Source organism: Bradyrhizobium sp. FW305-F6, assembly GCF_058782905.1.
In genome coordinates, this window is record NZ_JBYSYD010000001.1 from 555040 (window position 1) to 579298 (window position 24259).

At 65.0% G+C, this 24259-nt stretch carries 22 protein-coding genes; 10 read left to right on the forward strand and 12 right to left on the reverse strand.

The genetic code is table 11. The features are described 5' to 3' along the window. The first annotated feature begins 94 nt into the window (after positions 1 to 94). The 3 genes from AC3WLX_RS02770 to AC3WLX_RS02780 all read left to right on the forward strand — a co-directional run bounded on the left by AC3WLX_RS02770 (position 95) and on the right by AC3WLX_RS02780 (position 4110). Positions 95 to 1060, forward strand: a complete 966-nt coding sequence (locus AC3WLX_RS02770) for a helix-turn-helix domain-containing protein (protein ID WP_492334598.1) — start codon at positions 95 to 97, stop codon at positions 1058 to 1060. 295 nt (positions 1061 to 1355) lie between these two features. Further along, the gene (locus AC3WLX_RS02775; RefSeq protein WP_492334599.1) at positions 1356 to 2876 is read left to right on the forward strand and encodes a DEAD/DEAH box helicase; all 1521 of its coding nucleotides are present in this window, start codon (positions 1356 to 1358) and stop codon (positions 2874 to 2876) included. Between the two features lie 166 nt (positions 2877 to 3042). Beyond that, positions 3043 to 4110, forward strand: coding sequence for a GGDEF domain-containing protein (locus AC3WLX_RS02780; protein ID WP_291630763.1), 1068 nt, complete (start codon positions 3043 to 3045; stop codon positions 4108 to 4110). Between the two features lie 114 nt (positions 4111 to 4224). Here AC3WLX_RS02780 and AC3WLX_RS02785 read toward each other — a convergent pair whose 3' ends face one another. The 9 genes from AC3WLX_RS02785 to AC3WLX_RS02825 all read right to left on the reverse strand — a co-directional run bounded on the left by AC3WLX_RS02785 (position 4225) and on the right by AC3WLX_RS02825 (position 13078). Next, entirely contained in the window at positions 4225 to 4644 is a 420-nt protein-coding gene (locus tag AC3WLX_RS02785; RefSeq protein WP_492334600.1) for a TfoX/Sxy family protein, read from the reverse strand. 167 nt (positions 4645 to 4811) lie between these two features. Next, entirely contained in the window at positions 4812 to 5222 is a 411-nt protein-coding gene (locus AC3WLX_RS02790; RefSeq protein ID WP_492334601.1) for a HesB/IscA family protein, read from the reverse strand. Between the two features lie 49 nt (positions 5223 to 5271). After that, the gene (locus AC3WLX_RS02795) at positions 5272 to 5643 is read right to left on the reverse strand and encodes an SUF system Fe-S cluster assembly protein (RefSeq protein ID WP_063683732.1); all 372 of its coding nucleotides are present in this window, start codon (positions 5641 to 5643) and stop codon (positions 5272 to 5274) included. Beyond that, entirely contained in the window at positions 5640 to 6887 is a 1248-nt protein-coding gene (locus AC3WLX_RS02800; RefSeq protein ID WP_492334602.1) for a cysteine desulfurase, read from the reverse strand. The genes AC3WLX_RS02795 and AC3WLX_RS02800 overlap by 4 nt, the downstream gene beginning before the upstream one ends. Beyond that, the gene (gene sufD, locus AC3WLX_RS02805) at positions 6884 to 8188 is read right to left on the reverse strand and encodes a Fe-S cluster assembly protein SufD (RefSeq protein WP_492334603.1); all 1305 of its coding nucleotides are present in this window, start codon (positions 8186 to 8188) and stop codon (positions 6884 to 6886) included. Before sufD ends, AC3WLX_RS02800 begins: the two co-directional genes overlap by 4 nt. A 12-nt stretch (positions 8189 to 8200) precedes the next feature. After that, entirely contained in the window at positions 8201 to 8950 is a 750-nt protein-coding gene (sufC, locus tag AC3WLX_RS02810) for a Fe-S cluster assembly ATPase SufC (RefSeq protein WP_291628958.1), read from the reverse strand. 131 nt (positions 8951 to 9081) lie between these two features. After that, positions 9082 to 10578 (reverse strand): Fe-S cluster assembly protein SufB, encoded by a 1497-nt coding sequence (sufB, locus tag AC3WLX_RS02815; RefSeq protein WP_492334604.1) that lies wholly within the window; start codon positions 10576 to 10578, stop codon positions 9082 to 9084. A gap of 114 nt (positions 10579 to 10692) precedes the next feature. Continuing rightward, positions 10693 to 11832: a cysteine desulfurase family protein gene (locus AC3WLX_RS02820; protein WP_492334605.1), complete on the reverse strand. Its 1140-nt coding sequence runs from the start codon at positions 11830 to 11832 to the stop codon at positions 10693 to 10695. A 52-nt stretch (positions 11833 to 11884) separates the two neighbouring features. Then, positions 11885 to 13078 carry an acyltransferase family protein gene (locus tag AC3WLX_RS02825; RefSeq protein WP_492334606.1) on the reverse strand — a complete coding sequence of 398 codons (1194 nt, stop codon included), beginning with the start codon at positions 13076 to 13078 and terminating at the stop codon, positions 11885 to 11887. Positions 13079 to 13122: 44 nt separating this feature from the next. On the opposite strand from AC3WLX_RS02825, the gene AC3WLX_RS02830 reads away from it, so the two are divergent. The 3 genes from AC3WLX_RS02830 to AC3WLX_RS02840 all read left to right on the forward strand — a co-directional run bounded on the left by AC3WLX_RS02830 (position 13123) and on the right by AC3WLX_RS02840 (position 15451). Continuing rightward, positions 13123 to 14121, forward strand: a complete 999-nt coding sequence (locus tag AC3WLX_RS02830) for a LytTR family DNA-binding domain-containing protein (protein WP_492334607.1) — start codon at positions 13123 to 13125, stop codon at positions 14119 to 14121. A 328-nt stretch (positions 14122 to 14449) separates the two neighbouring features. After that, complete coding sequence (locus tag AC3WLX_RS02835; RefSeq protein WP_024337874.1) at positions 14450 to 15097, forward strand: alpha/beta hydrolase; 648 nt, start codon at positions 14450 to 14452, stop codon at positions 15095 to 15097. Between the two features lie 63 nt (positions 15098 to 15160). After that, a complete protein-coding gene (locus tag AC3WLX_RS02840; protein ID WP_492334608.1) occupies positions 15161 to 15451 on the forward strand; it encodes a DUF1330 domain-containing protein in 291 nt (96 codons plus the stop codon). A gap of 13 nt (positions 15452 to 15464) precedes the next feature. Here the strand turns inward: AC3WLX_RS02840 and AC3WLX_RS02845 are convergent, their stop codons facing one another. From AC3WLX_RS02845 to AC3WLX_RS02855, 3 genes are all read right to left on the reverse strand, one after another. Further along, the gene (locus AC3WLX_RS02845) at positions 15465 to 15788 is read right to left on the reverse strand and encodes a DMT family transporter (protein WP_492334609.1); all 324 of its coding nucleotides are present in this window, start codon (positions 15786 to 15788) and stop codon (positions 15465 to 15467) included. A 9-nt stretch (positions 15789 to 15797) separates the two neighbouring features. Further along, the gene (locus AC3WLX_RS02850; RefSeq protein ID WP_492334610.1) at positions 15798 to 16475 is read right to left on the reverse strand and encodes a glutathione S-transferase family protein; all 678 of its coding nucleotides are present in this window, start codon (positions 16473 to 16475) and stop codon (positions 15798 to 15800) included. 1093 nt (positions 16476 to 17568) lie between these two features. After that, positions 17569 to 18672, reverse strand: a complete 1104-nt coding sequence (locus tag AC3WLX_RS02855; RefSeq protein WP_492334611.1) for an anhydro-N-acetylmuramic acid kinase — start codon at positions 18670 to 18672, stop codon at positions 17569 to 17571. A 166-nt stretch (positions 18673 to 18838) separates the two neighbouring features. Between AC3WLX_RS02855 and tyrS the strand changes: the two genes are divergently transcribed. From tyrS to AC3WLX_RS02875, 4 genes are all read left to right on the forward strand, one after another. Further along, positions 18839 to 20092 carry a tyrosine--tRNA ligase gene (gene tyrS / locus AC3WLX_RS02860; RefSeq protein WP_492334612.1) on the forward strand — a complete coding sequence of 418 codons (1254 nt, stop codon included), beginning with the start codon at positions 18839 to 18841 and terminating at the stop codon, positions 20090 to 20092. Between the two features lie 57 nt (positions 20093 to 20149). Beyond that, a complete protein-coding gene (locus tag AC3WLX_RS02865) occupies positions 20150 to 21421 on the forward strand; it encodes an MFS transporter (RefSeq protein WP_492334613.1) in 1272 nt (423 codons plus the stop codon). Positions 21422 to 21652: 231 nt separating this feature from the next. Next, on the forward strand, positions 21653 to 22063 hold the full coding sequence (locus AC3WLX_RS02870; protein WP_492334614.1) for a DoxX family protein: 411 nt from the start codon (positions 21653 to 21655) through the stop codon (positions 22061 to 22063). A gap of 387 nt (positions 22064 to 22450) precedes the next feature. Further along, positions 22451 to 24145, forward strand: a complete 1695-nt coding sequence (locus AC3WLX_RS02875) for a methyl-accepting chemotaxis protein (RefSeq protein ID WP_291628399.1) — start codon at positions 22451 to 22453, stop codon at positions 24143 to 24145. The last annotated feature ends 114 nt before the right edge of the window (positions 24146 to 24259 follow it).

A 24259-nucleotide genomic window follows, 5' to 3' on the forward strand; every position in this document is an offset into this window, starting at 1 on the left:
TTCAAGAGGCCTGTTCGGCCGATTCCATCATTGGCCTATGGCAGAATTGGCCGGAATCTGCTTCTTCTTGGGCATTCCGCTTGAAGGGGCTGCCGTGTTTAGTTGGTGCACCGACGAGGTCGAGCCGCACGACCGCTTCGACTATTGGCGCGAGGTCCGTGCCAAGGGCCTGTTCGGCGTCACCGCCGAGCTCGAGCGCGAACAGCGCCCGGACTTCTTCGGCGAATTCTCGCTTTGCCAGCTCGGCGGCGCCGGCCTCGTCGAACTCAAGGCCTCGCCCTACACGGTCGAACGCAGCGCCTCCGACATCGCCGCTGCCCCGGGCGACGCGATCTGCATCTACCAGCAACTCGGCAGCGGCGGCTGGTTCGGCGGCATGCGCGCAAGCGACTTTTCGATCGGCGGCGGCAGCTTCGCCACCAGCCACACCGACCTGCCCTACCGCACCGCGCCGCTCGGCACCGGCGGCTTCCACCTGCGCATCCTGAAGATTCCGGTGAGCAGCATCCCGGGGCAGGACAAGCGCATGCGCCAGCTTGCGCCGCGGACGTTCGACGATCCCGGCCTGGCGCCCCTGCTCGGCGCCTGCTTTGCCGATCTGAGCGAGGCAGCTGCGGACGATGAGAGCGCCCCCGGCACCGCTTCGCTCGTCCAGGCTCTGGCCCATCTGGCGCTGATCGAGCGCGGCATCGTGCGGCCCGGCAGCCGGCGCGGACAGGCGGCGCTGCGCACCGCCCGCCTCGCGCAGGCCCGCCGCCTGATCGCGCGCCACCTTCAGGACCGCCATCTCGCGCCGGGCATGGTGGCCGACCTGCTCGGCGTCTCCGTGCGCCACCTGCACATGCTGTTCGAGACGGCGGAGAAGAGCTTCTCGCAGACCGTGACGGACGAGCGCCTGAAACGGAGCCGCCACCTGATGCGCGAGGCGCCGGAGCGCCTGATCGCCGACATCGCGGCCTCCTGCGGCTTCGAGAGCCTGGCGACCTACTACCGGGTCTTCAACGCCGCCTACGGCATGGCCCCCGGGGATTTCCGGGCAAAGGGATGCGAGGGGCGATAGCCGGGTCCTCACCGTCGAGGCGTCGGCGGGGAAAACCCCGGGCGCGCCCGTATCGCCCGCATTTTGAGCAAAACCTCAGGTTTTTTAGAGCCTTTCCGCGCTGCTCCATTGACTTTGGCCGATTCCCGCCTATGTTCCGAAGCGACGCGGCTCAGATCGAAGAGCGATTCTTGAGCCTTGCGCTTTGTCCGCGTGAGTCAGCACCCCCAGCTTCCCTAGGAGCGCGCCGTTTCGGGGTGGAACGCGACAGCCTTATTACCCTCGATTCCGAACGGCGGTTTCGACCAGAGGCTCAATGTCCTTTTCAGATCTCGGACTATCCGAAAAAGTCCTCGCCGCAGTGGCGGCCACCGGTTACACCACTCCCACCCCGATTCAGGAACAGGCGATCCCCCACGTCCTTGCACGCAAGGATGTGCTCGGCATCGCCCAGACCGGCACCGGCAAGACCGCGGCGTTCGTGCTGCCGATGCTCACCATCCTCGAAAAAGGGCGCGCCCGGGCGCGCATGCCGCGCACGCTGATCCTCGAGCCGACCCGCGAACTCGCGGCCCAGGTGAAGGAGAACTTCGACCGCTACGGCGCCGGCCAGAAGCTCAACGTCGCCCTGCTGATCGGCGGCGTCTCCTTCGGCGACCAGGATGCCAAGCTGACACGCGGCGTCGACGTGCTGATCGCCACCCCCGGCCGCTTGCTCGACCACACCGAACGCGGCGGCCTGCTGCTCACCGGCGTCGAGCTGCTCGTCATCGACGAAGCCGACCGCATGCTGGACATGGGCTTCATTCCCGACATCGAGCGCATCTGTAAGCTCGTCCCCTTCACGCGGCAGACCTTGTTCTTCACCGCGACCATGCCGCCGGAAATCCGGCGCATCACCGAGGCCTTCCTGCACAATCCGCAGAAGGTCGAGGTCTCCAAGCCTGCCACGACGGCCGTGACCGTGACGCAAGTCCAGGTGCCTGCCGGTCGCGAGGCGCACGAAAAGCGCGAACTGCTTCGCCGCCTGCTGCGTGACGCCAAGGATCTCAAGAACGCGATCATCTTCTGCAATCGCAAGCGCGAAGTCGCCATCGTTCACAAATCACTCCAGAAGCACGGCTTCAGCGTCGGCGCGCTGCACGGCGACATGGATCAGTCGGCCCGTACCGCAGCGCTCGAACAGTTCCGCAAGGGCGAGCTGCCCCTGCTGGTCGCCTCCGACGTCGCAGCGCGCGGCCTCGACATCCCCGAGGTCAGCCACGTCTTCAATTTCGACGTCCCTCATCACGCCGACGACTATGTCCACCGCATCGGCCGCACCGGCCGTGCCGGCCGCACCGGCACCGCGATCTCGATCGTGACGCCGCTCGACCAGAAGTCGATGGTGGCGATCGAGAAGCTGATCGGCCAGAGCATCCCGCGCGCCGAGGGCGATTACCAACCCCCGGCCGAGGCTTCCGATGCAGGCGAGCGTCCGCGCGAGCAGCGCGGCCGCGAACGTTCCCGCGGCGGACGCGGCAAGCCGCAGCGCGGCCGCGACCGTGAGCGCAGCCACGAGCCGCGCGAGGCCCGAGGCGAGGCAAGGCCTTCGTCGGAATCAAGGCATGCTTCCGAACCAAGGCACTCCCCCGAGCCACGCCAGCCCGCCGAGGCAAGGCACCGGTCCGACGACAAGCGCCGGGCGGACACGCGCCAGCAGACCGGCGCGTCGCATGTGCCCTCGATCGGCCGTCCGGAGCCGCGCCGCCAGCGCGAGATCGACACCGAGCCGGGCGACCACTCGCATCTGCCGGCGTTCTTGCTGCGGCCGGTCCGTTCTCCCGCCGGCGCCTGAGGCGCCGCCCGCTCCGGGTTTCAGTTGAGAAAACCCGGTGCACAATTTTTTAGATGCAGTCGTGCACGTATATTTACGGGGCGTTCACGATCGTCCGTTAGCCTGCGAACATAGTTTAAGCATTGCTGCGGTCGATGGCGGGTCGATCGCACGTGGGGTATGTTCTGTGATCAAGGTGCTTGACGAACACGAACGCACGATGGCGTTCGCCGAGGTCGCGCTCGGGCAAATCCGATCGCTTCGGCAGACGGCAATTCCCCGCAATTACGAGATCTGGTACGTCTACGCCACCGGCTACAACGCTCCGCTCAACAAGATCATCAACGAGACGCTGGCGCGCAGCGGCAAGCTGACCGAATCCGATCTCGAGCAGATCTACGAGACCTATCTCTCCCACATCAAGACCACCGACCGCATCGACAAGGTCGGCGCGCGCGTCATCGGCGAGATCGACGACGTGATGAAGGTCCTGAGCGATGCACTCGGCACGACCGGGGCCTACGATTCCAGCCTCTCGGGCGCGACCGAGAAGCTGTCGTCGGCCAAGAACCGCGACCAGGTCAAGGCCATCGTCGAGGCACTGCTGCGCTCGACCAGCGAGATGCGCGAAACCAACAGGGCCCTGGAAGAGCGGCTGACGCTATCGAAGAACGAGATCAGCAATCTCCAGCAGAGCCTGGAGGCGATCCGCGCCGAGAGCCTGACCGATCCGCTCACTGGCCTTGGCAACCGCAAATATTTCGACCGCATGATCGGCATGGCGGTGCAGAGCGCGCTCGCCTCGGGCGAGCCGCTCTGCCTGCTGCTGTTCGACATCGATCATTTCAAATCGTTCAACGATTCCTACGGCCATCTCACCGGCGATCAGGTGCTGCGGCTGGTCGGGCTCTCGCTGAAGCAGACCATCAAAGGCCAGGACATCACCGCGCGCTATGGCGGCGAGGAATTCGCGGTCGTGCTGCCCGACACGGCGCTGCGGCAGGCGCTCACGGTGGCCGATCACATCCGCCGCGCCGTGATGGCGAAGGAATTGAAGAAGAAATCGACCGGCGAGATCCTCGGCCGTGTCACCATTTCCGTCGGCGTGTCCATGCTGAAAGAGGGCGACGACACCGACTCGCTGATCGAGCGCGCCGATGCCTGCCTCTACGCCGCCAAGCGCAACGGCCGCAACCGCGTCATCTGCGAAGCCGATCCGGAATACGCGGTCGAGACCCACGGCCGGGTGGCGTAGGCTAAATCAATTCACCGCCGTCGTTCCGGGGCGCGCCTTTGGCGCGAGCCCGGAATGACGGTGACTGGAGAGCGAGACCTCCGCCTCGATAATGCGAGCGATTCAACCGTTGCCTTATGAGCTACGGCGGCCCGGCTTTCGTACCGTTGTCCTGGCCGGCTGCTTCTTTGCAACGGACTTCTTCGGGGCCGCCTTCTTCCGCTTCGGCCGCTTCTTCACCTTGGCGCGCTGAGCCGCGGCGAGGGCCGCCCTCGCCCATTGCGCCAGCTCCGCGGAATCGTCGAACAGCCGCGCTGGCAGCTCCCAATAGGAGTTGACCACCACCGTCTTGGCGCGGGTCGAATACTGAAACGGTTTGGAGCCTTCCGCCTCGAAATCCGGGATGGTCACTTCGTCGGCGCGGAAGAATAGGCCGGCGCGCAGCGAAAGCGCGAAGTTGATGCCGTCGGCGGAGATGCCGAAGCCGGAGAACATTTTTCGGATAGTGATAGGGCCGAAATCGGAAAACAGATCGATCAGGAATTCGCGGTCCATGCGCACGCTCTCTCGTGCCCCGGACGCAGCGCGCCGTGAAACGGTGCGCTGCCGAGCCGGGGCCCAGTCCGTCTGCGACGGGAAGTATAGCGTGGGTCCTGGCTCTGCGCAGCAGCGCAAGCGCGCTGCAGCGCGTCTGGGACAAGAGAGCTAAGCGTAGGCCGAAATTACCCGTCGACCTGCGCCGGCCGCAGCTCGACCGACTCGCCGCAGCCGCAGGCGGAGATCTGGTTGGGATTGTTGAAGACGAACTGGGCCTGCATCTTGTCGGCCTTGTAGTCCATCTCGGTGCCGAGCAGGAACAGCACGGCCTTGGGGTCGACCAGGATCTTGACGCCCTTGTCCTCGACGACCTCGTCGGTGGGGCGGATCTCGTGGGCGTATTCGACGGTGTAGGACTGACCGGCGCAGCCGCCATTCTTGACGCCGACGCGCAGGCCCACGATCTCGGAATCGGCGCGCTGGGTCAGCTCGCTGATGCGCTGGGCAGCGGCATCTGTCAGCCGCATCACCTGCGGGCGCGGCCGCCGCGGCTTCGGGGTGGATGCTGGGGTCGAGCCTGACGAAATCTGGGTCATGTTATCTATGTGGTCCGTTGCAGAACGAATTCAATGCGCGCCAAGACCGTCACCACATGTTCAGCACGAGGCGGGCCTCGTCGCTCATACGCTCGGGTGACCACGGCGGCTCCCAGACGACCTTGACGTCGACCACGCCGACGCCGGGCACGCTCGCCACCGCGTTCTCGACCATGGTCGGCAGCTCGCCGGCGGCCGGACAGTTCGGCGTCGTCAGCGTCATCTGCACGTCGACGGAACGGTCGTCCTTGATCTCGACCTTGTAGATCAGGCCGAGCTCGTAGATGTCGGCCGGGATTTCCGGGTCGAAGACGGTCTTGAGCCCGGCGATGATCTCGGTGGTCAGACGCTCGGTCTCCTCCGGCGGCAATGCCGAATGGGTCTCCATCGGATTGGCTTTGATTTCGGCCGTGTCACTCATGCGAACAAATCCCGCGCTTTCAGCAGCGCCTGTGCCAGATGATCGACTTCTTCCCGCGTATTATACATGCCGAACGAGGCCCGGCATGTCGCGGTCACGTTGAACCGCTCTAAAAGCGGCATCACGCAATGGGTGCCGGCGCGCACCGCGATGCCCTGGCGGTCGATCACGGTGGCGACGTCATGGGCATGAGCGCCTTTGAGCTCGAATGAGATCACCGGACCCTTGCCGCGCGCCGTGCCGATCAGCCGCAGCGAGTTGATCTCGCGCAGGCGCTCCTGGGCATAGGTGGTGAGGTCGGCCTCGTGGGCGGCGATGCGTTCCTTGCCGATCGAATTGACGTAGTCGATGGCCGCGCCAAGACCAACTGCCTCGACGATTGCCGGCGTGCCCGCCTCGAACTTGTGCGGGGGATCGCCGTAGCTGATAAAATCCCGCGAGACTTCGCGGATCATCTCGCCGCCGCCGTTGAAGGGGCGCATGGCGACGAGATGGTCGTACTTGGCCCAGAGCACGCCGATGCCGGTCGGGCCATACACCTTGTGACCGGTGAAGACGTAGAAATCGCAGCCGATGTCCTGGACGTCGACCGGCAGATGCACCGCGCCCTGGCTGCCGTCGACCAGCACCGGAATGCCGCGGGCGTGGGCGATTCTGACGACGTCCTTGACCGGCACGATGGTGCCGAGCGCGTTCGACATCTGGGTGATCGCGACCAGCTTGGTCCTGGCCGTCAGCAGTTTCTCGAATTCGTCGATGAGGAAATTGCCCTCGTCGTCGACCGGCGCCCATTTGATCACCGCGCCCTGGCGCTCCCTGAGGAAGTGCCACGGCACGATGTTGGAATGGTGCTCCATGATCGAGATGACGATCTCGTCGCCTTCCCCGATGTTCGGGCCACCCCAGGACGACGCGACCAGGTTGATCGCCTCCGTCGCGTTGCGGGTGAAGATCACCTCTTCGGTCCGAGGTGCGTTGATGAATTGCGCCACCTTGGTGCGGCCGCCCTCATAGGCTTCCGTCGCCGCATTGGCGAGGTAATGCAGGCCGCGATGCACGTTGGCGTATTCGGACTGGTAGGCCTGCGTCATGCGATCGAGCACGGCGCTCGGCTTCTGCGCGGAAGCGGCGTTGTCGAGATAGACGAGCGGCTTGCCGTAGACTTGCATGGCGAGCGCCGGGAAATCCTGGCGTACGCGCGCGACGTCATAGGCTCCGTTCTTGACCGCCGGATGCGTGCTCATTGGCGACGCTCCAGCCAGCGCTCGGCGATGCCGATCACGTGCTCGCGCAAGCCGTCGTCGGCGATCTGCTCGATGGCCTCGCCGACGAAGGCCTGGATCAGCAGCGCCTGGGCCTGCTTCTCCGGCAGGCCGCGCGCCTTCAAATAGAACAACAGGCTGTCGTCGAGCGCGCCGGCGGTGGCGCCGTGGCCGCAAGAGACGTCGTCGGCGAAGATTTCCAGCTCGGGCTTGTTGTCGGCCTCGGCCTCGTCCGAGAGCAAAAGCGCCCGCGTCATCATCTTGCCGTCGGTCTTCTGCGCATCGGGACGGACGATGATGCGGCCCTGGAAGACGGAATGGGCGCGATCGTCGATCACGGCGCGGAAAACTTCGCGGCTGACGCAGTTCGGCACGGCATGGTCGACCACCAGCGTGGTGTCGCCATGCTCGGTCTTCTTCAACAGGTTCACGCCGTTGACCGAGAGCTCGGTGCCCTCGCCCGCCAGCGTGATGAAGCCCTGCAAGCGGCTGACCGCGGCGCCCGTGGTCATGTTGAAGAAGTTGAGCTTGGTGTTGGCGCCGACGGTGACGAATTGCGAGGTGATGTTCACGGCGTCAGGCGCATCGTCCATCAGGCGGATATGGGCGACGTCGGCGTCGTCGCCGACCGAGATGATGACGGCATCATTGACCTGGTAGGCCGCAGCGCCGGCGGCAACGAAGCTCTCGACGAGGGTGGCGCGAGCGCCCTTCCCGATCGCCACCTGCGAACGGGTGAAAGCCGACGCCGAGGCGGCGGTGGCAACATGGATGATCTGGATCGGCGCGGACAGCTGCGCGCCGTCGGCGATCGACAACACGACACCGTCGGTCGCCAGGGCGGCGTTCAGCGCGATCACAGCATCGGTGCTCGCGGTCTTCAGCAGACCGGCATCCCTCTCCAGCGTCTCACGGAGAGTCTTGAAGCTTGCCTCGGCGACGAGCGGCTTCACGTCGGACAGATCGGCCGCGAATACGCCGTCGACGAGCACGAGCTTGCGCGCGCCCGGAATCGCATGCGCCTTCACCGCCTCCGCGGCGCGCTTCAACGCAGCCGCGTCGGGCGTCGCGGCCAGCGGCAGCACCTCGCCCATCAGCGCACGCAGATCGGTGTATTTCCATTCCTCGATCCGGCGGTGCGGCAGGCCGAGACGCTCATAGGTCTCGAACGCCTCGCGGCGCACGGCGGTCACCCCGGGCGAACCCGGCAGCCGGCCTTCTGCGCTGGCGAAGAGATCGCTCACCGCGCGGCCGCTTCCGGTTTTTGCCACAGCAACGTTCATCTCCAACAATCCTTACGCGGCCTCGAACTGGGCGTAGCCGGACGCTTCCAGCTCCAGCGCCAGCTCCTTGCCGCCGCTCTTCACGACGCGGCCCCTGGACATCACGTGCACGACGTCGGGCACGATGTAGTTCAGCAGCCGCTGATAATGGGTGATGACGACCATCGCGCGCTCGGGCGAGCGCAGCGCGTTGACGCCGTCGGCCGCAATGCGCAGCGCGTCGATGTCGAGGCCGGAATCCATCTCGTCGAGAATGCACAGGCTCGGCTCGAACAGCGCCATCTGCAGCACCTCGTTGCGCTTCTTCTCGCCGCCGGAGAAGCCGACATTGACGCCGCGCTTGAGCATGTCCTGCGGGATGTTCAGCGACTTCGAGACTTCACGGACCTTCTTCAGGAAATCAGGCGTCGAATATTCGCTCTCGCCGCGCGCCTTGCGCTGCGCGTTGAGCGCGGTGCGCAGGAAGGTCATGGTGGCAACGCCGGGAATCTCGACCGGATACTGAAATGCCAGAAACACGCCCTTCGCGGCGCGCTCCTCCGGCGCCATCTCCAGGAGGTCCTCGCCCTTGAACAGGATCTGGCCGTCGGTGACCTCGTAGCCCGGTTTGCCGGCGATGACGTGCGAGAGCGTCGACTTGCCGGAGCCGTTCGGCCCCATGATCGCGTGCACCTCGCCTTCGTTCACGGTCAGCGTCAGCCCATGGAGGATCTCACGCTCCTCGACACGAACCTTGAGGTCTTTCACTTCAAGCAAAGCCATAATGTCTTTCCATCTATCCCCTCGTCCTGAGGAGCGCCGAAGGCGCGTCTCGAAGGGCGAGGCCAATAATCTTTCCGGTCGTCATCCTTCGAGATGGCCGCTGACGCGGCCTCCTCAGGATGAGGCCGGTGCTAGCCGACGCTCCCTTCGAGCGAGATCGAGATCAGCTTCTGCGCTTCCACCGCGAATTCCATCGGCAACTGCTGCAGCACGTCCTTGACGAAGCCGTTGACGACGAGGCCGACCGCCTCTTCTTGCGAAAGCCCGCGCTGGATGCAGTAGAACAGCACGTCCTCGGAGATCTTCGAGGTCGTCGCTTCGTGCTCGAACGTTGCCGAGGAGTTCTTGGCCTCGATGTAGGGCACGGTGTGTGCGCCGCATTTGTCGCCGATCAGCAGCGAATCGCAGGCGGTGAAGTTGCGGGCGCCGGTCGCCTTGCGATGGGCCGTAACAAGACCACGATACGTGTTCTGCGACTTGCCGGCGGCAATGCCCTTGGAGATGATGCGGCTCGACGTGTTCTTGCCGAGATGAATCATCTTGGTGCCGCTATCGACCTGCTGATAGCCGTTCGAGATCGCGATCGAGTAGAACTCGCCGCGGGAGTTGTCGCCGCGGAGGATGCAGCTCGGATACTTCCAGGTGATCGCAGAGCCCGTCTCGACCTGGGTCCAGGAGATCTTGGAATTGTTACCGCGGCAGTCGCCACGCTTGGTGACGAAATTGTAGATGCCGCCCTTTCCTTCCGAATTGCCGGGGTACCAGTTCTGCACCGTCGAGTACTTGATCTCGGCATCGTCATGCGCGACCAGTTCGACCACGGCCGCGTGCAGCTGGTTCTCGTCGCGCTGCGGCGCGGTGCAGCCTTCGAGATAGGAGACGTAGGCGCCTTTGTCCGCGATGATCAGCGTGCGCTCGAACTGGCCGGTGTTGCGCTCGTTGATGCGGAAATAGGTCGACAGCTCCATCGGGCAGCGCACGCCCGGCGGCACGTAGACGAACGAGCCGTCGGAGAACACCGCCGAGTTCAAGGTCGCGTAGAAATTGTCCGACGTCGGAACCACCGAGCCCAGATATTTCTGCACCAGCTCGGGGTGCTCGCGGATCGCTTCCGAGATCGGCATGAAGATCACGCCGGCCTTCTTCAGCTCGGCCTTGAACGTCGTCGCAACGGAGACCGAATCGAAGACGGCATCGACCGCGATCTTGCGGCGCGCGGGGTCCTCCTCGCCGGGCTTCGGCTCGACGCCTTCGAGCATCGCGACTTCCCGCAAGGGAATGCCGAGCTTCTCGTAGGTCTTCAGGATCTCCGGATCAATCTCGTCGAGCGAGGAAATCGTCTTCTTCGGCTTCGGCGCCGAATAGTAATAGAGGTCCTGGAAGTCGATCCTGGGATAGTCGACGCGGGCCCAGGTCGGCTCGGTCATGGTCAGCCAGCGCCGATAGGCTTCCAGCCGCCACTGCAGCATCCAGGCGGGCTCGTTCTTCTTCTCGGAGATGAACTTGACGGTTTCTTCCGACAGCCCTTTTGGGGCCTTGTCGGACTCGATCAGGGTCTCAAACCCATAACGATACTGGTCGACGTCGATGCGCTTCACGCGCTCGACCGTCTCTTGTACGGCTGGCATTCCATCCTCCGCTCGCGGTTTCAAGGACCGCGGTGGATCAAACTCGGACGAGTATTACGATATTTCCTGGCGGAAAGCACGGGGCTTAGAACCGTTCAAGCCGTGTTTCATCGCTTAGCCCTTAAGTAGGGTATTACCGAGCTTTCGCCAAGCCTCTAACGCCCTATTGATGTCGTCGGGTTCGGTGGACCAGCCCAGACTGAGGCGCACCGCTCCCTGGGCCACCGCAGGGTCATAGCCCATCGCCGAGAGGACGTGGGACGGCTGGACCTTTCCGGAGGAGCAGGCGGAGCCGGAAGAGACCGCAACGCCCTCGAGGTCGAACCCGATCACGGCGGTTTCGGCCTTCAGGCCTGGCGCGGTGAACAGCACGGTATTCGGCAACCGGCTGGTATCCTCCGCAAAAATGGTTGCTCCGGCAATGCCGCGCAAGCCATTTTCCAAGAGATCTCTGAGGCTTGCCATTCGGCTCGCATCCTCCGGAAGAGCCTCAAGTGCCGCCTTCACTGCGGCCCCGAAGCCCGCGATCCCCGCGACATTCTCGGTTCCGGCGCGCCGGTTGAGCTCCTGCCCGCCGCCCCGCAGCACCGGCTCCAGGCCATTGATCCCGTCGCGCATTACCACGGCACCAACACCCTTGGGGCCGCCGGTCTTGTGTGCAGAGAAGGTGGCAAGGTCAGCGCCTATCGAATTGATATCGAACGGCATTTTCCCCAGCACCTGGATCGCATCGACGTGCAGGAGGCCGCCCGCCTCGTGGACGAGGCTTGCGGCTTCGGCAACCGGCTGGAGCGCGCCGGTCTCGTTGTTGGCGGCCATGATCGAGACCAGGGCTGGCGGGCCGTCCTTCAGCGACGTCTTTAAACGATCGAGGTCGACCACGCCCGAGCGCGTCACCTCGATCAGCCCGAGCTTGTCTGAGGGGAACCGGCCACCTGATAGCACGGAGGCGTGCTCGACCGCTGAAACCAGCAGCCTCTCGACAGGTCCGCCGGACGGGCTCCGCAAGCCTGGCGCAAGCGCCAGCGCGTTGGCCTCGGTTCCAGATGAGGTGAAGACGACGTTGCGCGGCTGCGCCCCGACCGAGGCTGCGAGGGTGGCGCGGGCCTCCTCGACCAGCCGCCGCGCGTCCCGCCCCTCGGCGTGGACCGACGAGGGATTACCGATCAGGTCATAGGCAGCCAGAATTGCAGCCCGCGCCTCGGGGCGCAGCGGCGTGGTCGCATTCCAGTCGAGATAGACCCGGGTTGGCATCTGGCCCTCTTAGCACCTTTTGCCATCCCGCCAATCGGACGGCGGGCGCTGGTCAGGCCGGTTGTTGCTGCCCCATCCTTGCATCACCGCGCGGCAGCGCCCGCAATCCGAACAGCGGCCGCAGCCAGGCAATACGCCGGACGATTTCATAAGTCGCCACACAGGCAAGCGCGGTCCCGACGATAACAATGGACGCTTCGATCCCGGCCGACAGACCGCTGCCGTGCAATTGATGCGCGATCACGATGATCGCGGTCTGATGCACGATGTAGTACGGGAAGATCGCGTCGGTGAGATAGCGGCGCGCGGGGCTGTCGGCAGTGATGCAGCGCCGCGCAAAACCCAGCACGGCGGCGATCGCGAGCCATTGATAGCAACCATAGGCCGAGGCGGCGAACCACTTCAGCGTGGGCGATGGCGAAAACAGGCCGGTGCGAACCAGAATGAAGGCCGAAAAGCAGACCGCGGCAGCCGTCAGCGCGATCCAACGCTGACGGTCGAGTTCGCGCCAGATCATATCCTGCTTTGCCAGCAGGAAGCCGACCAGGAAGGCCGTCGCGTGGTCCGCATGGTTGTACCAATCGCCGAACAGCGCATGCGTCGAGGGGAACGCCGGGAACAGCACCAGGCGCCAAATCACATATAGCAGACAAGGCAGGATCAGGAGCCCGGGCCCGGCGAGAACGGCGGCGAGCTTGCGGCCAAGCCAGTCGGCGCCTGCCGGCCACAGTGCAAGCACTCCGATCAGGGCCATCGTGTAGACCCAGAGATAGACCACGAACCAGAGATGATTCCAGGTCGGCAGCACGATGCACGGGTTCGGGCAGAACTGTGCGCCAAAGGCAAAGTAGTGCCTGACATAGAAATCCAGAAAGCCGGCGGGATAGCCGAGGCTCTCCACGATCTGGAGATAGGATTGCGGCGGCACGATCACGAGCATCCCGAAGACCAAGGGAATCAAGAGCCGCGCTGACCGTGCGCGGGCGAGCTTTGACGGGGTCGACTTGTCGAGCATGAAACGGGTCGCGACCCCCGACACCAGAAACAGCAGCGACAGCCGCCAGGGGTTGAGCACCAGCATCACCGGTTCCAGCCAGGTCAGCCGGTGCTCGCTCTTGATGTGAAATCCCCAGGACACGTAGAGCATGCCGACGTGGTAGAAGATCAGGAGCCCGAAGGCTAAAATCCGCACCCAGTCCAGATCGATGCGCCTGTCCGGGTCTTGGAATTGCTGTGGTGTTGTCATGGTCTTCTGCTCCTTGACGGGACGACGAACGCGGTTGCCGGGCCATGGCTGACACCGAAAATGCTCCGCCTGCGGCTCGCGTCGAGCCGGTTTGGGATCAGGATCGGACGCCGGGGGACGGGTCGCCGCCGGCTGGGACGAGCGGCGGGTCTTTCGGGACGAGCGGGGACCGGACGACGTTCGCGGCGATCGCGGCGGTCGCGATCGCGATCGGAATCGTCAACGCGCTGTCGGGCGCTCAGGACGCCGCCTGGCGCGGCGACAGCTACGACGTCGGCCGGCGGCTGTTCTGGGAGATGTCAAGCATCGGCGTCATCCTGCTGCTGCTGCCGATCCCGCTGCGGGCCGTTCGCCGCATGCGCCGGATGCCCGGCCTCGCCGCACGCGCCGGGCTCGGGACGATCACCCTGCTCGGCTTCTCGGCGCTCCACATCGCGGGGATGGTGTCGGTGCGAAAGCTTGCGCTTTGGCTCGCCGGCGGCGCCTACGATTTCCGTTTCTCGCTCGCAACGATTCTCTACGAATTCCGCAAGGACGCCGTGACCTATGTCCTGATCGCGGGCACGATCTGGCTGCTCGACAGCCGGCGCGAGTTGAAGGCCGCCGCAGCCGCAGCCGCTTCCGCCTCGCCACCGGCCCCGCTGCCGCCACCGTCGTCTCTCGACACGATCTGGCTGCGCGACGGCACGAGCCGGATTCGCGTGGTGCCGCGCGACATCCTGTGGGTCGCGTCCGCCGGCAATTACATCGAATATTGCCTCGCCGATGGCACCCGGCATCTGATCCGGGGCACGCTCGCGGCGGCGGAAAGCGAGTTGGGCCGGTACGCCATCATTCGCGTTCATCGGACCCGGCTTGCCAATCTCGACCGGGTGCGCGAGGTCGATCTCAAGCCGTCAGGAGATTTCGAACTCGCCTTCGACAATGGCCAGGTGCTGGGCGGCAGCCGGCGCTACCGCCCGGCAGTCGCCTCGCTCGGAAGCCGAGCCGTCCCGGCGGCAAGCAATCCCGCCGATCCACCGGCAATCCATAAACAATCGTGATTCCAGATGGTTGGGCGCTGCCGATGGCGAGCCCCCGGCCTTTTGCTGTCATTCGGTTCAATGCAGGCGGGGTCCGGCCGCGCAGCCGGGCCGAACATGACGCTGGGATGACCGGCTAAGCTGTTGAGCCCATTGAGAGATGTCGAAGATGCTTGCATTTTGACCCTTGCCTCGTGCTAGAAGCGCGCGTCAGTTCACCCGCGCGCCACTCGCGCATCACCCGACGGCGCGCCTCTCCTTTCATCCGTGCTCTCGCCGGCGACGCCACGAGAGCGCAATTGGACGATTGCGCAGGGATCACCTCCAAGGGACGTAGTCAGAGACATCCATGCCTGAAGTCATTTTCACCGGCCCTGCTGGCCGTCTCGAAGGCCGCTACCATCCGGCCAAGCAGAAGAACGCGCCGATCGCGATGATCCTGCATCCGCATCCGCAGTTCCACGGCACGATGAACCATCAGATCGTGTACCAGTGCTACTACGCGTTCGCGCATCGCGGCTTCTCGGTGCTGCGCTTCAATTTCCGCGGCGTCGGCCGCAGCCAGGGCTCGTTCGACCACGGCACCGGCGAATTGTCGGACGCGGCCGCGGCGCTCGACTGGGCCCAGACCATCAATCCCGAAGCGCGCGCCTGCTGGGTCGCCGGCTTCTCCTTCGGCGCCTGGATCGGCATGCAGCTCCTGATGCGCCGCCCCGAGGTCGAGGGCTTCATCTCGATCGCGCCGCCCGCCAATCTCTACGACTTCTCGTTCCTCGCGCCCTGCCCGTCCTCAGGCCTGATCGTGCACGGCGAGAAGGACGCGGTGGTGCCGCCCAAGGACGTCAACACCCTGGTCGAGAAGCTGAAGACGCAGAAGGGCATCGTGATCGACCAGCAGATCATCCCCGGCGCCAACCACTTCTTCGACGCCAAGCTCGAGCCGCTGATGGAAACCATCACCGCCTATCTGGACATGCGGCTCGCCAACGTGCGGTGAGATCTTCCGGCGTCGACAGGTTCGTGGCATGGCTACGAACCGTCACGCTGGAGATTGTGAGCGATGAAGGCGTATCTGGTTATTGATCTGTCGGTGACCGACTACGCCGGATTCAAGACTTACATCGCTGAGATCCCGGCATTCATTACCCGGCATTCGGGACGATACATCGTGCGGGGAGTCGAACCGACCACGATGGAGGGCGACTGGGCGCCCGAGCGCCTCGTCATCATCGAATTTGCGGAACGGGCCAACGCGCAGGCTTTTTTGGACGATCCCGACATTCAGCCCCTGTTCGAGCCGCGCCAGGCGACGACGACCAGCAGGCTGCTCCTTGCCGACGGCTGCACCTGATCGCTGCAACTGGCTACGCCAGCTTGAGCGCGACGATCCCCATCAAGACGAGCGCAATGCCCGCAAGCTTCATCGCGCTCAAGGTCTCACCAAATAGCACGATGCCCATCAGGAAAGTGCCGGCCGCGCCAATGCCGGTCCAGACTGAATAGGCGACGCCGACCTCGAGCACCTTCAAGGCGCGGCCCAGCAGGACAACGAAGGCAGCAAGCAGCACGAGAGAGGCGATGCTCCAACCGGGCCGCGTATAGCCTTCCGCATATTTCATCGTGATCGCCCAGCCGACGTCGAGCAGGCCCGCGAGCACGAGCATCGTCCAAGCCAATGAGGACGACATGGCCTGCGCTCAGGCCGCCAGCTTGAGCAGATGCGCATCGTGGCGGACGAGGAAGGCCCGCAGCAGCTGCGGATAATCCTCGCCGACGGCGGTGCGAACGCTCGGGCGCTTCGCCAGCTGCGCGCGCCAGGCCCGGACCTTCGGCACATCCGCGAAAATGCCGTGCTCGATCAACTGGTCGAACAGGTCGAAATAACGGAAGATCGGCGCGAATACCGCGTCGACCAGGCTGAACGCCTCGCCGGCAAAGAACGGCCCGACGCCGAGCGCGGCCTCGACGCGCGCGAACTTTGCGACCAGCGCCTGGCGCTTGCTGTCGAACGTCGCCGGATCGGTCGTCGTCTCAAGGCCCCAGAGATCGCCGAGGATCGCCGAGCCGAACTCCATCCAGGCGCGGTGCTCGGCACGCTTCAAAGCGTCGAGCGGATGCAGCTTGTTGCCTGCTTGCGTCTCCTCGATGTACTCGCAGATCACGTTGCTCTCGAACAGCGCGACCTCGCCTCTGTCGGTCGTCACCACCAGCACCGGCACCTTGCCGAGCGGCGAGAGCTTCAGGAACCAGTCGGGCTTGTCGGCGAGATCGATGTCGATCCGTTCGAACGGCACGCCCTTCTCCTTCAGCGCGATCACCGCGCGCTGCACGTAGGGGCAAAGCTTGTGGCTGATGAGTTTCAGTGAAGCGGGCATGACGAGTCCGGATGTTAATGCAGTTGCATGAATATAAATGCAATTGCATCTATTTGTCAACGGCGGTGCGGCGGGTTTCCGTCATTCCGGGATGCGTGCGCAGCACGCAGGCCCGGAATCCATCGGGCCATAGGGTTGACGCGCGATGGATTCCGGGCTCGCGCGACGCGCGCCCCGGAATGACAGAGAGGGTGGCCGGCACTGTCGCGAGGCGTCGGGCAAAACACTCAAAACCCGTCAATCCCTCCCGCTGAAAATATTCCATTTTCCCGAATTTCGGATTTATGGCATACACCCGACATCCCGGCCCTGCCAGAGGGGCGCTTCGCGATCGTCACGAGATGCGGGCTGGGGTGCGGTGGACGCGGCAGCGCCGGCGCGAGGTGCATGGGGACAGGGACGGGTGACCGTTGAGTCCCGGCACAACGCGCATACGACACGGCGCGGTCACAGCGGCTTGGTTGATGGTCCGGGGTGCGCACACGCAAGCCCCGGGCGCTGAGGCCAAGCCGTCCGCGGACGGAGAAGTCGTGTGGTCCCGGCGCCCGGGGTTCTGGCGTCAAGGCTTGCGGCGATGTGGCGGCCAACCGGCACGCGCATCGATCAGCCGCAAGGCGACGGGGGCAATAGTGCAACGCTCCCCGAGGAGAGCACGAAGGACACCGTTAAAACCATCCGCGCAGGGAAGGCCGGGCGACCGGCACACCTGTGGTCCACCCCGTGTGCGTTCTTGACGCCCACGGACCTGCGGGTGCCGCCGGCGCCCGGCCTTCCCTGCGCCCTTTGGCCTTCATGGGGCGCGAACGAATAGCAAAGCTCGGGCGAAACGCGCCGCGGGAGCGCGAAGGTGTGTCTTATCCGTAGTGAAATAATCGACAGTCAACGACCCTTTGCTGCGTTCACATCGGAAGATCTCGTGCCCCGGACGCAGCGCAGCGCCTCTTCGGCGGTGCGCTGCAGAGCCGGGGCCCATGCATCGACAACCCGTGCGGCGACCTGGGTCCCGGCTCTGCGCCGCAGCGTTGCACGCTGCGTCGCGTCCGGGACACGAGATTTGCCTATGCTACTGCGAACGCCCGTCCAGCCCCGCCCCTCACGGTCGCGCAATCACCCCGCCCGTCATCGGCATCGGCACACCCGTGGTGGCCGGATAAGACAACGGCAGGCCCTTCATGCCGCGCACGGCGAGGAAGCCGAAGGCTTGCGCCTCGATGGCGTCGGAGGCCCAGCCGAGCGTCTCGGCCGCCTCGACGGTGGCCGAGCCCACCCGCTCCCGCAGCATCCGCAGCATGGTAAGGTTGCGGGCGCCGCCGCCGCAGACGATGAAGCTGCGCGGCCGGCGCGGCAGCAGCGGAATGATGCGGGCGATCGCGGCCGCGGTGAAGGCGGTCAGCGTCGCCGCGCCGTCGGCCGGCGCGATATCGCCGAGCTTCAGCGCGGCAAAGTCGTTGCGGTCGAGCGATTTCGGCGGCGGGCTTGCGAAGAACGGCAGCTCCAGCGCCCGCGCGATCCAGGCTTCATCCACCTTGCCGAGCGCTGCGAACTTGCCCTCCGCATCGAACGCCTGGTTCATGGTGCGATACATGAAATCGTCCAGCAGTGCGTTGCCGGGGCCGGTGTCGCAGGCGATCAAGGTCTCGTTGCCGTCGACATAGGTGATGTTGGAGACGCCGCCGATATTGACCACGACGATCGGCCCCTCGCGCTGCAGCGAATGGGCGAGCGCGCGATGATAGACCGGCACGAGCGGCGCGCCCTGCCCGCCTGCCTCGACATCGGCGGCGCGGAAATCGTGCATCACGGGGATATGGATCGCCTTGGCCAGCGCCGGCGCATCGCCGATCTGCACCGTCAGCCGCTTCTCTGGGCGGTGCAGCACGGTCTGGCCGTGGAAGCCGACGATGTCGATATCCTCAGGCCTCAAGCGATTCTGGGCGAGGAAGGCCGCGACCGCCTCGGCATGAGCCTGCGTCACCGCCCGCTCGGCCTCCGCCAGAACGCCCGGCCGGGCGTCGCGTTGCGCCAGCTGCACGGCCGCGCTCAGCGCCCGGCGCAGCAAGTCGCGCTCGGCCGGGCCATACGGCCGGTAACCGGATGGCCCGAACGCCTTCACATGCTTTCCGTCGGTCTCGAGCAGCGCGACATCCACCCCGTCCAGCGAGGTGCCGCTCATCAAGCCGAGTGCCGTCAACATCATGGACCAGCGTCCTCGAAAGACCCACCCCGGCATGCCGATCTTGTGCCGGAGGGACACATCTTATAATGCCAACGCGCCAAGTGGCGGGCGGCCAATCGGGTTCCAACGCAAGACCCTTAAATTGCTCCCGAAACAGTAAACCAAGAATTGTTGGGCATGCCGACAGATGACTGCATTTAAATCGGATTTCCTCAACACCCTGCAGGAACGTGGATTCATCCACCAATGCTCCGATTTCGAGGGGCTGGACGCGCTCGCCGCCAAGGGCGAGGCCACGGCCTATGTCGGCTACGATTGCACCGCCCGCTCGCTGCACATCGGCAATTACCTGACCATGATGATGCTGCACTGGCTCCAGCAGTCCGGCAACAAGCCGATCACGCTGATGGGCGGCGGCACCACCATGGTCGGCGACCCCTCCGGCAAGGACGAGACGCGGGCGATGCGCACCGTCGCCGAGATCGAGGCCAACAAGGCATCGATCCGCGGCGTGTTCGCGAAGGTGCTGCGGTACGGCGATGGCAGCAGCGACGCCGTCATGCTCGACAATGCGGAGTGGCTGACCAAGCTGAACTGGATCGAGATGCTGCGCGACGTCGGCCGGCATTTCTCGGTCAACCGCATGCTGACCATGGACTCCGTGCGGCTGCGCCTCGAGCGCGAGCAGGAGATGAGCTTCATCGAGTTCAACTACATGGTCTGCCAGGCCTACGACTTCGTCGAGCTCGCCAAGCGCACCGGCTGCCGCCTCCAGATGGGCGGCTCGGACCAGTGGGGCAACATCATCATGGGCGTCGATCTCGGCCGCCGCATGGGCACGCACCAGCTGTTCGCGCTGACGACGCCGCTGCTGACGACTGCGTCCGGCGCCAAGATGGGCAAGACCGCGCAAGGCGCGGTCTGGCTCAATGCCGACCAGTTCAGCCCTTATGATTTCTGGCAATACTGGCGCAACACCGAGGACGCCGATGTCGGCAAGTTCCTGAAGCTGTTCACGACGCTGCCGATGGCCGAGATCAGGAAGCTCGAAGCGCTCGGCGGCTCCGAGATCAACGAAGCCAAGAAGGTGCTCGCAACCGAGGCGACCGCGCTGCTGCACGGCCGCGACGCTGCGAACGAGGCGGCCGAGACCGCGCGGCGGACCTTCGAGGAAGGCGCGCTGGCCGAAAGCCTGCCGACGGTGGAAATTCCGCGTGGCGAGCTCGACGCCGGTCTCGGCGTGCTCAACGCCTTCGTCAAGGCCGGCTTGGTCGCTTCCAACGGCGAAGCGCGGCGCCAGATCAAGGGCGGCGGCCTGCGCGTCAACGATGCGCCTGTGACCGACGAGAAGATGGCGCTGTCGGCGGGCAACCTGACGCCGGAAGGCGTGATCAAGCTGTCCTTCGGCAAGAAGAAGCACGTGCTGATCAAGCCTGCATAGGCGTATGAGCTTTTCACTGCTTGTCAGGGTACGCGGATGCGCGCTCCCTGACGGGCAATGGATCAGAACACGCCCAAGGGAACGATAGGGGAAACGAGCAAGGAACAGGTCGGAAGCACCCGGCGGGACGCGGTGCGCACCGCACTCGTCGTGCTCGGCCTGTGCTTCACGCTGGCTGTTCTCGGCCGGGGCCTCAGCGAGAGCTTCACCGTCTTCCTCAAGCCGATCTCCGAGAACCTCGGCTGGGATCGCGCCCAGGTGGTCTCGATCTATTCCCTGACCTGGCTTGTCAGCGGGCTGACCGCGCCGCTGGTCGGCCGCCTGTTCGATCATTCGGGCCCACGCCTCGTCTATGCGCTCGGGCTGCTCCTGCTCGGTTCGGCCTTCCTGATCGCGAGCCACGCGCAAGCGCTGTGGCAGTTCCAGCTCTCGATCGGCATCTGTGTCGGCATCGGCGTCGCCTTCATCGGCAACGTCCCGAACTCGATCCTGCTCGGCCGCTGGTTCGGCCCGAAGCTGCCGACCGCGATGGCGGTGGTCTATTCGGCGATGGGCGGCGGGGTGCTGGCGCTGCTGCCGGCCTCACAGCTCCTGATCGATCATCTCGGCTGGCGCGAGACCTATCAGCTGTTCGGCTTTGCAGCGCTCGGTCTGCTAGTGCCGCTCCTGCTGCTGCCCTGGCGCATGTTCGCAGCCGGCTCGCCGCATGTCGCCAGGAAGAGCGATCCGGATTTCGTCGACAACGGCTGGACGCTCGTGAGCGCGATGCGGCATCACGCCTTCTGGGCGCTGTTCTCGACCTTCTTCTTCACCGCGGTCGGCATGTATGCGATCGCCGCGCAGATCGTGGCCTATTTGATCGACGCCGGCTTTCCGCCGCTCCAGGCTGCCACCGCCTGGGGCTTCTCCGGCATCGTGCTGGTGTTCGGCATGCTCGGCGTCTCCGCGCTCGACGACCTGATCGGACGCCGGCCGTCGGTGCTGTTCAGTTACGCGATTTCGATCCTCGGCATCGTTCTGCTCTGGCTCCTGCAGTTCTATCCGAACGTCATCCTGCTCACCGGCTTCATCGTCTGCTTCGGCAGCATGATGGGCTCCCGCGGGCCATTGATCAGCGCCACCGCGATGAAGATTTTCCGAGGCCGGCGCGTCGGCACCATCTTCGGCACGATCTCGATCGGCAGCGGCCTCGGCTCGGCGTTCGGCTCCTGGAGCGGCGGCCTGATTCACGACGCGACCGGCGGCTACGATCTGCTGCTCCTCTTCGCGCTTGCGAGCGTGATCCTCGGAATGATTCCATTCCTGATCGTCCCTGCACTGCGGGAATAGGTCTCCCCGACGTAACCTGCATACCCCGGCTTCACCGGAATCCTACGGACGAGCGCGAGACTAACGTGCGAAAAAAACGGGGCCGCGTGCGGATGATCGCGACGCTTATCGGTGTTTTGTCCGACATGACGAAAATGTCAGGCTGAATTCACCCTGGGTGGCTTGCGAGGCGGAAGCGAATGCGGTCCAAGTCGCAGCATTGGGTCCAGCATTGGATGGAGGGCAAAACCAATGGACTTTCCTTATCTCACTCGCTTTCAACCGGTTCTCCTGAGCCTGTTTCGCTTCATCACCGGCCTGTTGCTGTTCCAGTACGGCGTCGCCAAGCTGTTCAAGTTTCCCGCCGTTCCAATGTTCGCGAAAGTCGAACTGATGTCGCTCTACGGCGCGGCTGGCGCGCTCGAACTGGTGCTGGGCGGGCTGCTGATGATCGGCCTGTTCTCGCGACTGTCGGCCTTCATACTGGCCGGTGAAATGGCCTTCGCCTATTTCATGGGGCACATGTTCAGGGGCGAAACGCCGGTGTTCCTGCCATTGCTCAACAACGGCACCCTCGCGATCCTGTTCTGCTTCGCCTGCCTGTATCTCTCGGCGGCCGGCGGCGGCCCGATCAGCGTGGACAGCGCCATGGGCAAGAAATAGCCGCTGGGCCAGCGGCGGACGCGCGCCGCGCCGTCACCCATTCACAAGTCACAAGCGCGACGGCCCCGGCAGATTCGCCGGTGCCGTCTCAGCGCGCCCCCAGCACGTTCCAGATCAGAACGAGGGTCGCGACGAGCAGCAGAGACATGATGATGCGATGAACGAATCGATTCATTGCGGCTCCAGCCAGGCTCGTTAGCTACCGAATTCCAGCATCGATTCTCGTCCCCAAACCGGCTGGAGCGAGCCGGCAAGCGGTCTTGCCTGCACGTTTGCGCACCCGCCTGCGCCAGCTCTCCCGGAGCAGGCCCCGCGCGCACCGTTCATGATTGGTAAGAACTTCATGCTACCCATGCGAGCAATAACAACCATTCCGTAGGGGCTGTGATGAAGTTGCTGAGTCACCTGAAGATCCGCACCAAGCTTGCCAGCATGGTCTGCCTTGCGGCGCTCACGGTCACGGCGATCATCGGCGTATCGGCCCTGCTCAGCAAGAGCCGCATGATGGAGGACCGCGTCCAGCAGATGCGGACCGCGGTGGAGCTCCTCTACAACTACGCCCAAGCGCTCCAGGACGAAGTCACCGCAGGCAAGCTCACGCAAGCCGAGGCCAAGACCCTGTTCCACCAGCGTGGCCGCCGCATGAACTTCAACGGCAACCAGGGTTACCCGGTGGTTTACAATCAGGACTCCTCCCTGGTCGTGAACGGCGCCAATCAGCAGCTCGAAGGCAAGATCACCGGCGCCAAGGATTCCAACGGCGTGTTGATCGCCGACGCCATCATCAAGGCCGGCAGCGAGACCGCGCAGGGCGGCGTGACCTCCTACCTCTATCCCCGCCCCGGCCAGACCGAACCTGTCCGCAAGACCGTGTTCGCGCGCAAATTCGCGCCCTGGAACGTGACCATGAGCTACGGCCTGTATGTCGATGACATCGACGCCGATGTCCGCGCTTTGACGCTGGAGCTCGGCGCGATCGGCGTCGGCCTGATGCTGCTGATGGCGGCGGTGTCCTGGCTGATCGCCCGCGACGTCCTCGGCGCGCTCGACCGCCAGAAGGCCCGCATGCAGGCGATTTCCGAAGGCGACATCGACAAGCCGGTCGAGGAGACCGACCGCGGCGACGAGATCGGCCGCATGGCCGAGACCCTCGAAGTCCTTCGCCAAACGGCGCTGACGGCCCGCACGCTCGAGGCCGAGCAGGCCGCCGCCAAGACGCGCACCGAACAGGAGAAGCGCGAGGCACTGATCGCGCTTGCTGACCGCTTCGATGCCTCCGTCGGCCAGCTCGTCGGCCTGATGGCCTCCGGCTCCGGAGAGCTGGAGCATACCGCCAAGTCGATGTCCTCGACCGCCGAAGGCACCAACCGCCGCGCCGCACTGGTCGGCTCGGCCGCCACCGAAGCCAGCCAGCGGGTCCAGACCGTCGCCGCTGCCGCCGAGGAGCTCTCCTCCTCCATCACCGAGATCAGCCGTCAGGTCGCGCAATCCGCCGAAGTTACCGGACGCGCGGTCGACAGCGCACGGCGTACCGACACCATCGTGCGCGCATTGTCCGACGGTGCCCAGCAGATCGAGCACGTCGCCGAACTGATCTCCAGCATCGCGGCGCAAACCAACCTGCTCGCGCTCAACGCCACTATCGAGGCGGCGCGTGCCGGCGAAGCCGGCCGCGGCTTTGCCGTCGTCGCCTCCGAGGTGAAGTCGCTGGCGAGCCAGACTGCGGAAGCCACCCGCGAGATCGGCGACAAGATCGCCCAGATCCAGGGCGCGACCAAGGAGGCGGTGGACGCCATCGGCGGCATCACCGCCACCATCGAGGAGGTCAGCCGCATCGCAACCTCGATCGGCGCCGCCATCGAGGAGCAAGGCGCCGCCACCGCCGAGATCGCCCGCAGCGTCTCTCAGACCGCGGAGGCGACCAAGGAGGTCACCACCAATATCGGCGGCGTCTCCACGGCTGCCAACGAAACCGGCAACGCCGCCGGCATGGTTCTCGCGGCAGCCTCAAACCTCTCCAAGCAGGCCGAGCAGCTTTCGGGTGAAGTCGGAACGTTCCTGAAGGGCGTGCGCGCGGCGTAGGAGAGTTTAACCTCTCCCGCTTGCGGGAGAGGTCGCGCCGTAGGCGCGGGCGAGGGCTCTCTCCTCTTGGGGACAGCCCCGGTGCGAAGACAACTGTCCCCTACCCTCTCCCGC

Coding starts and splice junctions, on each gene's coding strand:
- AC3WLX_RS02775 (WP_492334599.1), top strand. CDS start 1,356: ATGTCCTTTTCAGATCTCGGACTATCCGAAAAAGTCCTCGCCGCAGTG.
- AC3WLX_RS02785 (WP_492334600.1), bottom strand. CDS start 4,644: ATGGACCGCGAATTCCTGATCGATCTGTTTTCCGATTTCGGCCCTATC.
- AC3WLX_RS02790 (WP_492334601.1), bottom strand. CDS start 5,222: ATGACCCAGATTTCGTCAGGCTCGACCCCAGCATCCACCCCGAAGCCG.
- AC3WLX_RS02795 (WP_063683732.1), bottom strand. CDS start 5,643: ATGAGTGACACGGCCGAAATCAAAGCCAATCCGATGGAGACCCATTCG.
- AC3WLX_RS02800 (WP_492334602.1), bottom strand. CDS start 6,887: ATGAGCACGCATCCGGCGGTCAAGAACGGAGCCTATGACGTCGCGCGC.
- sufD (WP_492334603.1), bottom strand. CDS start 8,188: ATGAACGTTGCTGTGGCAAAAACCGGAAGCGGCCGCGCGGTGAGCGAT.
- sufC (WP_291628958.1), bottom strand. CDS start 8,950: ATGGCTTTGCTTGAAGTGAAAGACCTCAAGGTTCGTGTCGAGGAGCGT.
- sufB (WP_492334604.1), bottom strand. CDS start 10,578: ATGCCAGCCGTACAAGAGACGGTCGAGCGCGTGAAGCGCATCGACGTC.
- AC3WLX_RS02820 (WP_492334605.1), bottom strand. CDS start 11,832: ATGCCAACCCGGGTCTATCTCGACTGGAATGCGACCACGCCGCTGCGC.
- AC3WLX_RS02825 (WP_492334606.1), bottom strand. CDS start 13,078: ATGACAACACCACAGCAATTCCAAGACCCGGACAGGCGCATCGATCTG.
- AC3WLX_RS02830 (WP_492334607.1), top strand. CDS start 13,123: ATGGCTGACACCGAAAATGCTCCGCCTGCGGCTCGCGTCGAGCCGGTT.
- AC3WLX_RS02835 (WP_024337874.1), top strand. CDS start 14,450: ATGCCTGAAGTCATTTTCACCGGCCCTGCTGGCCGTCTCGAAGGCCGC.
- AC3WLX_RS02840 (WP_492334608.1), top strand. CDS start 15,161: ATGAAGGCGTATCTGGTTATTGATCTGTCGGTGACCGACTACGCCGGA.
- AC3WLX_RS02845 (WP_492334609.1), bottom strand. CDS start 15,788: ATGTCGTCCTCATTGGCTTGGACGATGCTCGTGCTCGCGGGCCTGCTC.
- AC3WLX_RS02850 (WP_492334610.1), bottom strand. CDS start 16,475: ATGCCCGCTTCACTGAAACTCATCAGCCACAAGCTTTGCCCCTACGTG.
- AC3WLX_RS02855 (WP_492334611.1), bottom strand. CDS start 18,672: ATGATGTTGACGGCACTCGGCTTGATGAGCGGCACCTCGCTGGACGGG.
- tyrS (WP_492334612.1), top strand. CDS start 18,839: ATGACTGCATTTAAATCGGATTTCCTCAACACCCTGCAGGAACGTGGA.
- AC3WLX_RS02865 (WP_492334613.1), top strand. CDS start 20,150: ATGGATCAGAACACGCCCAAGGGAACGATAGGGGAAACGAGCAAGGAA.
- AC3WLX_RS02870 (WP_492334614.1), top strand. CDS start 21,653: ATGGACTTTCCTTATCTCACTCGCTTTCAACCGGTTCTCCTGAGCCTG.
- AC3WLX_RS02875 (WP_291628399.1), top strand. CDS start 22,451: ATGAAGTTGCTGAGTCACCTGAAGATCCGCACCAAGCTTGCCAGCATG.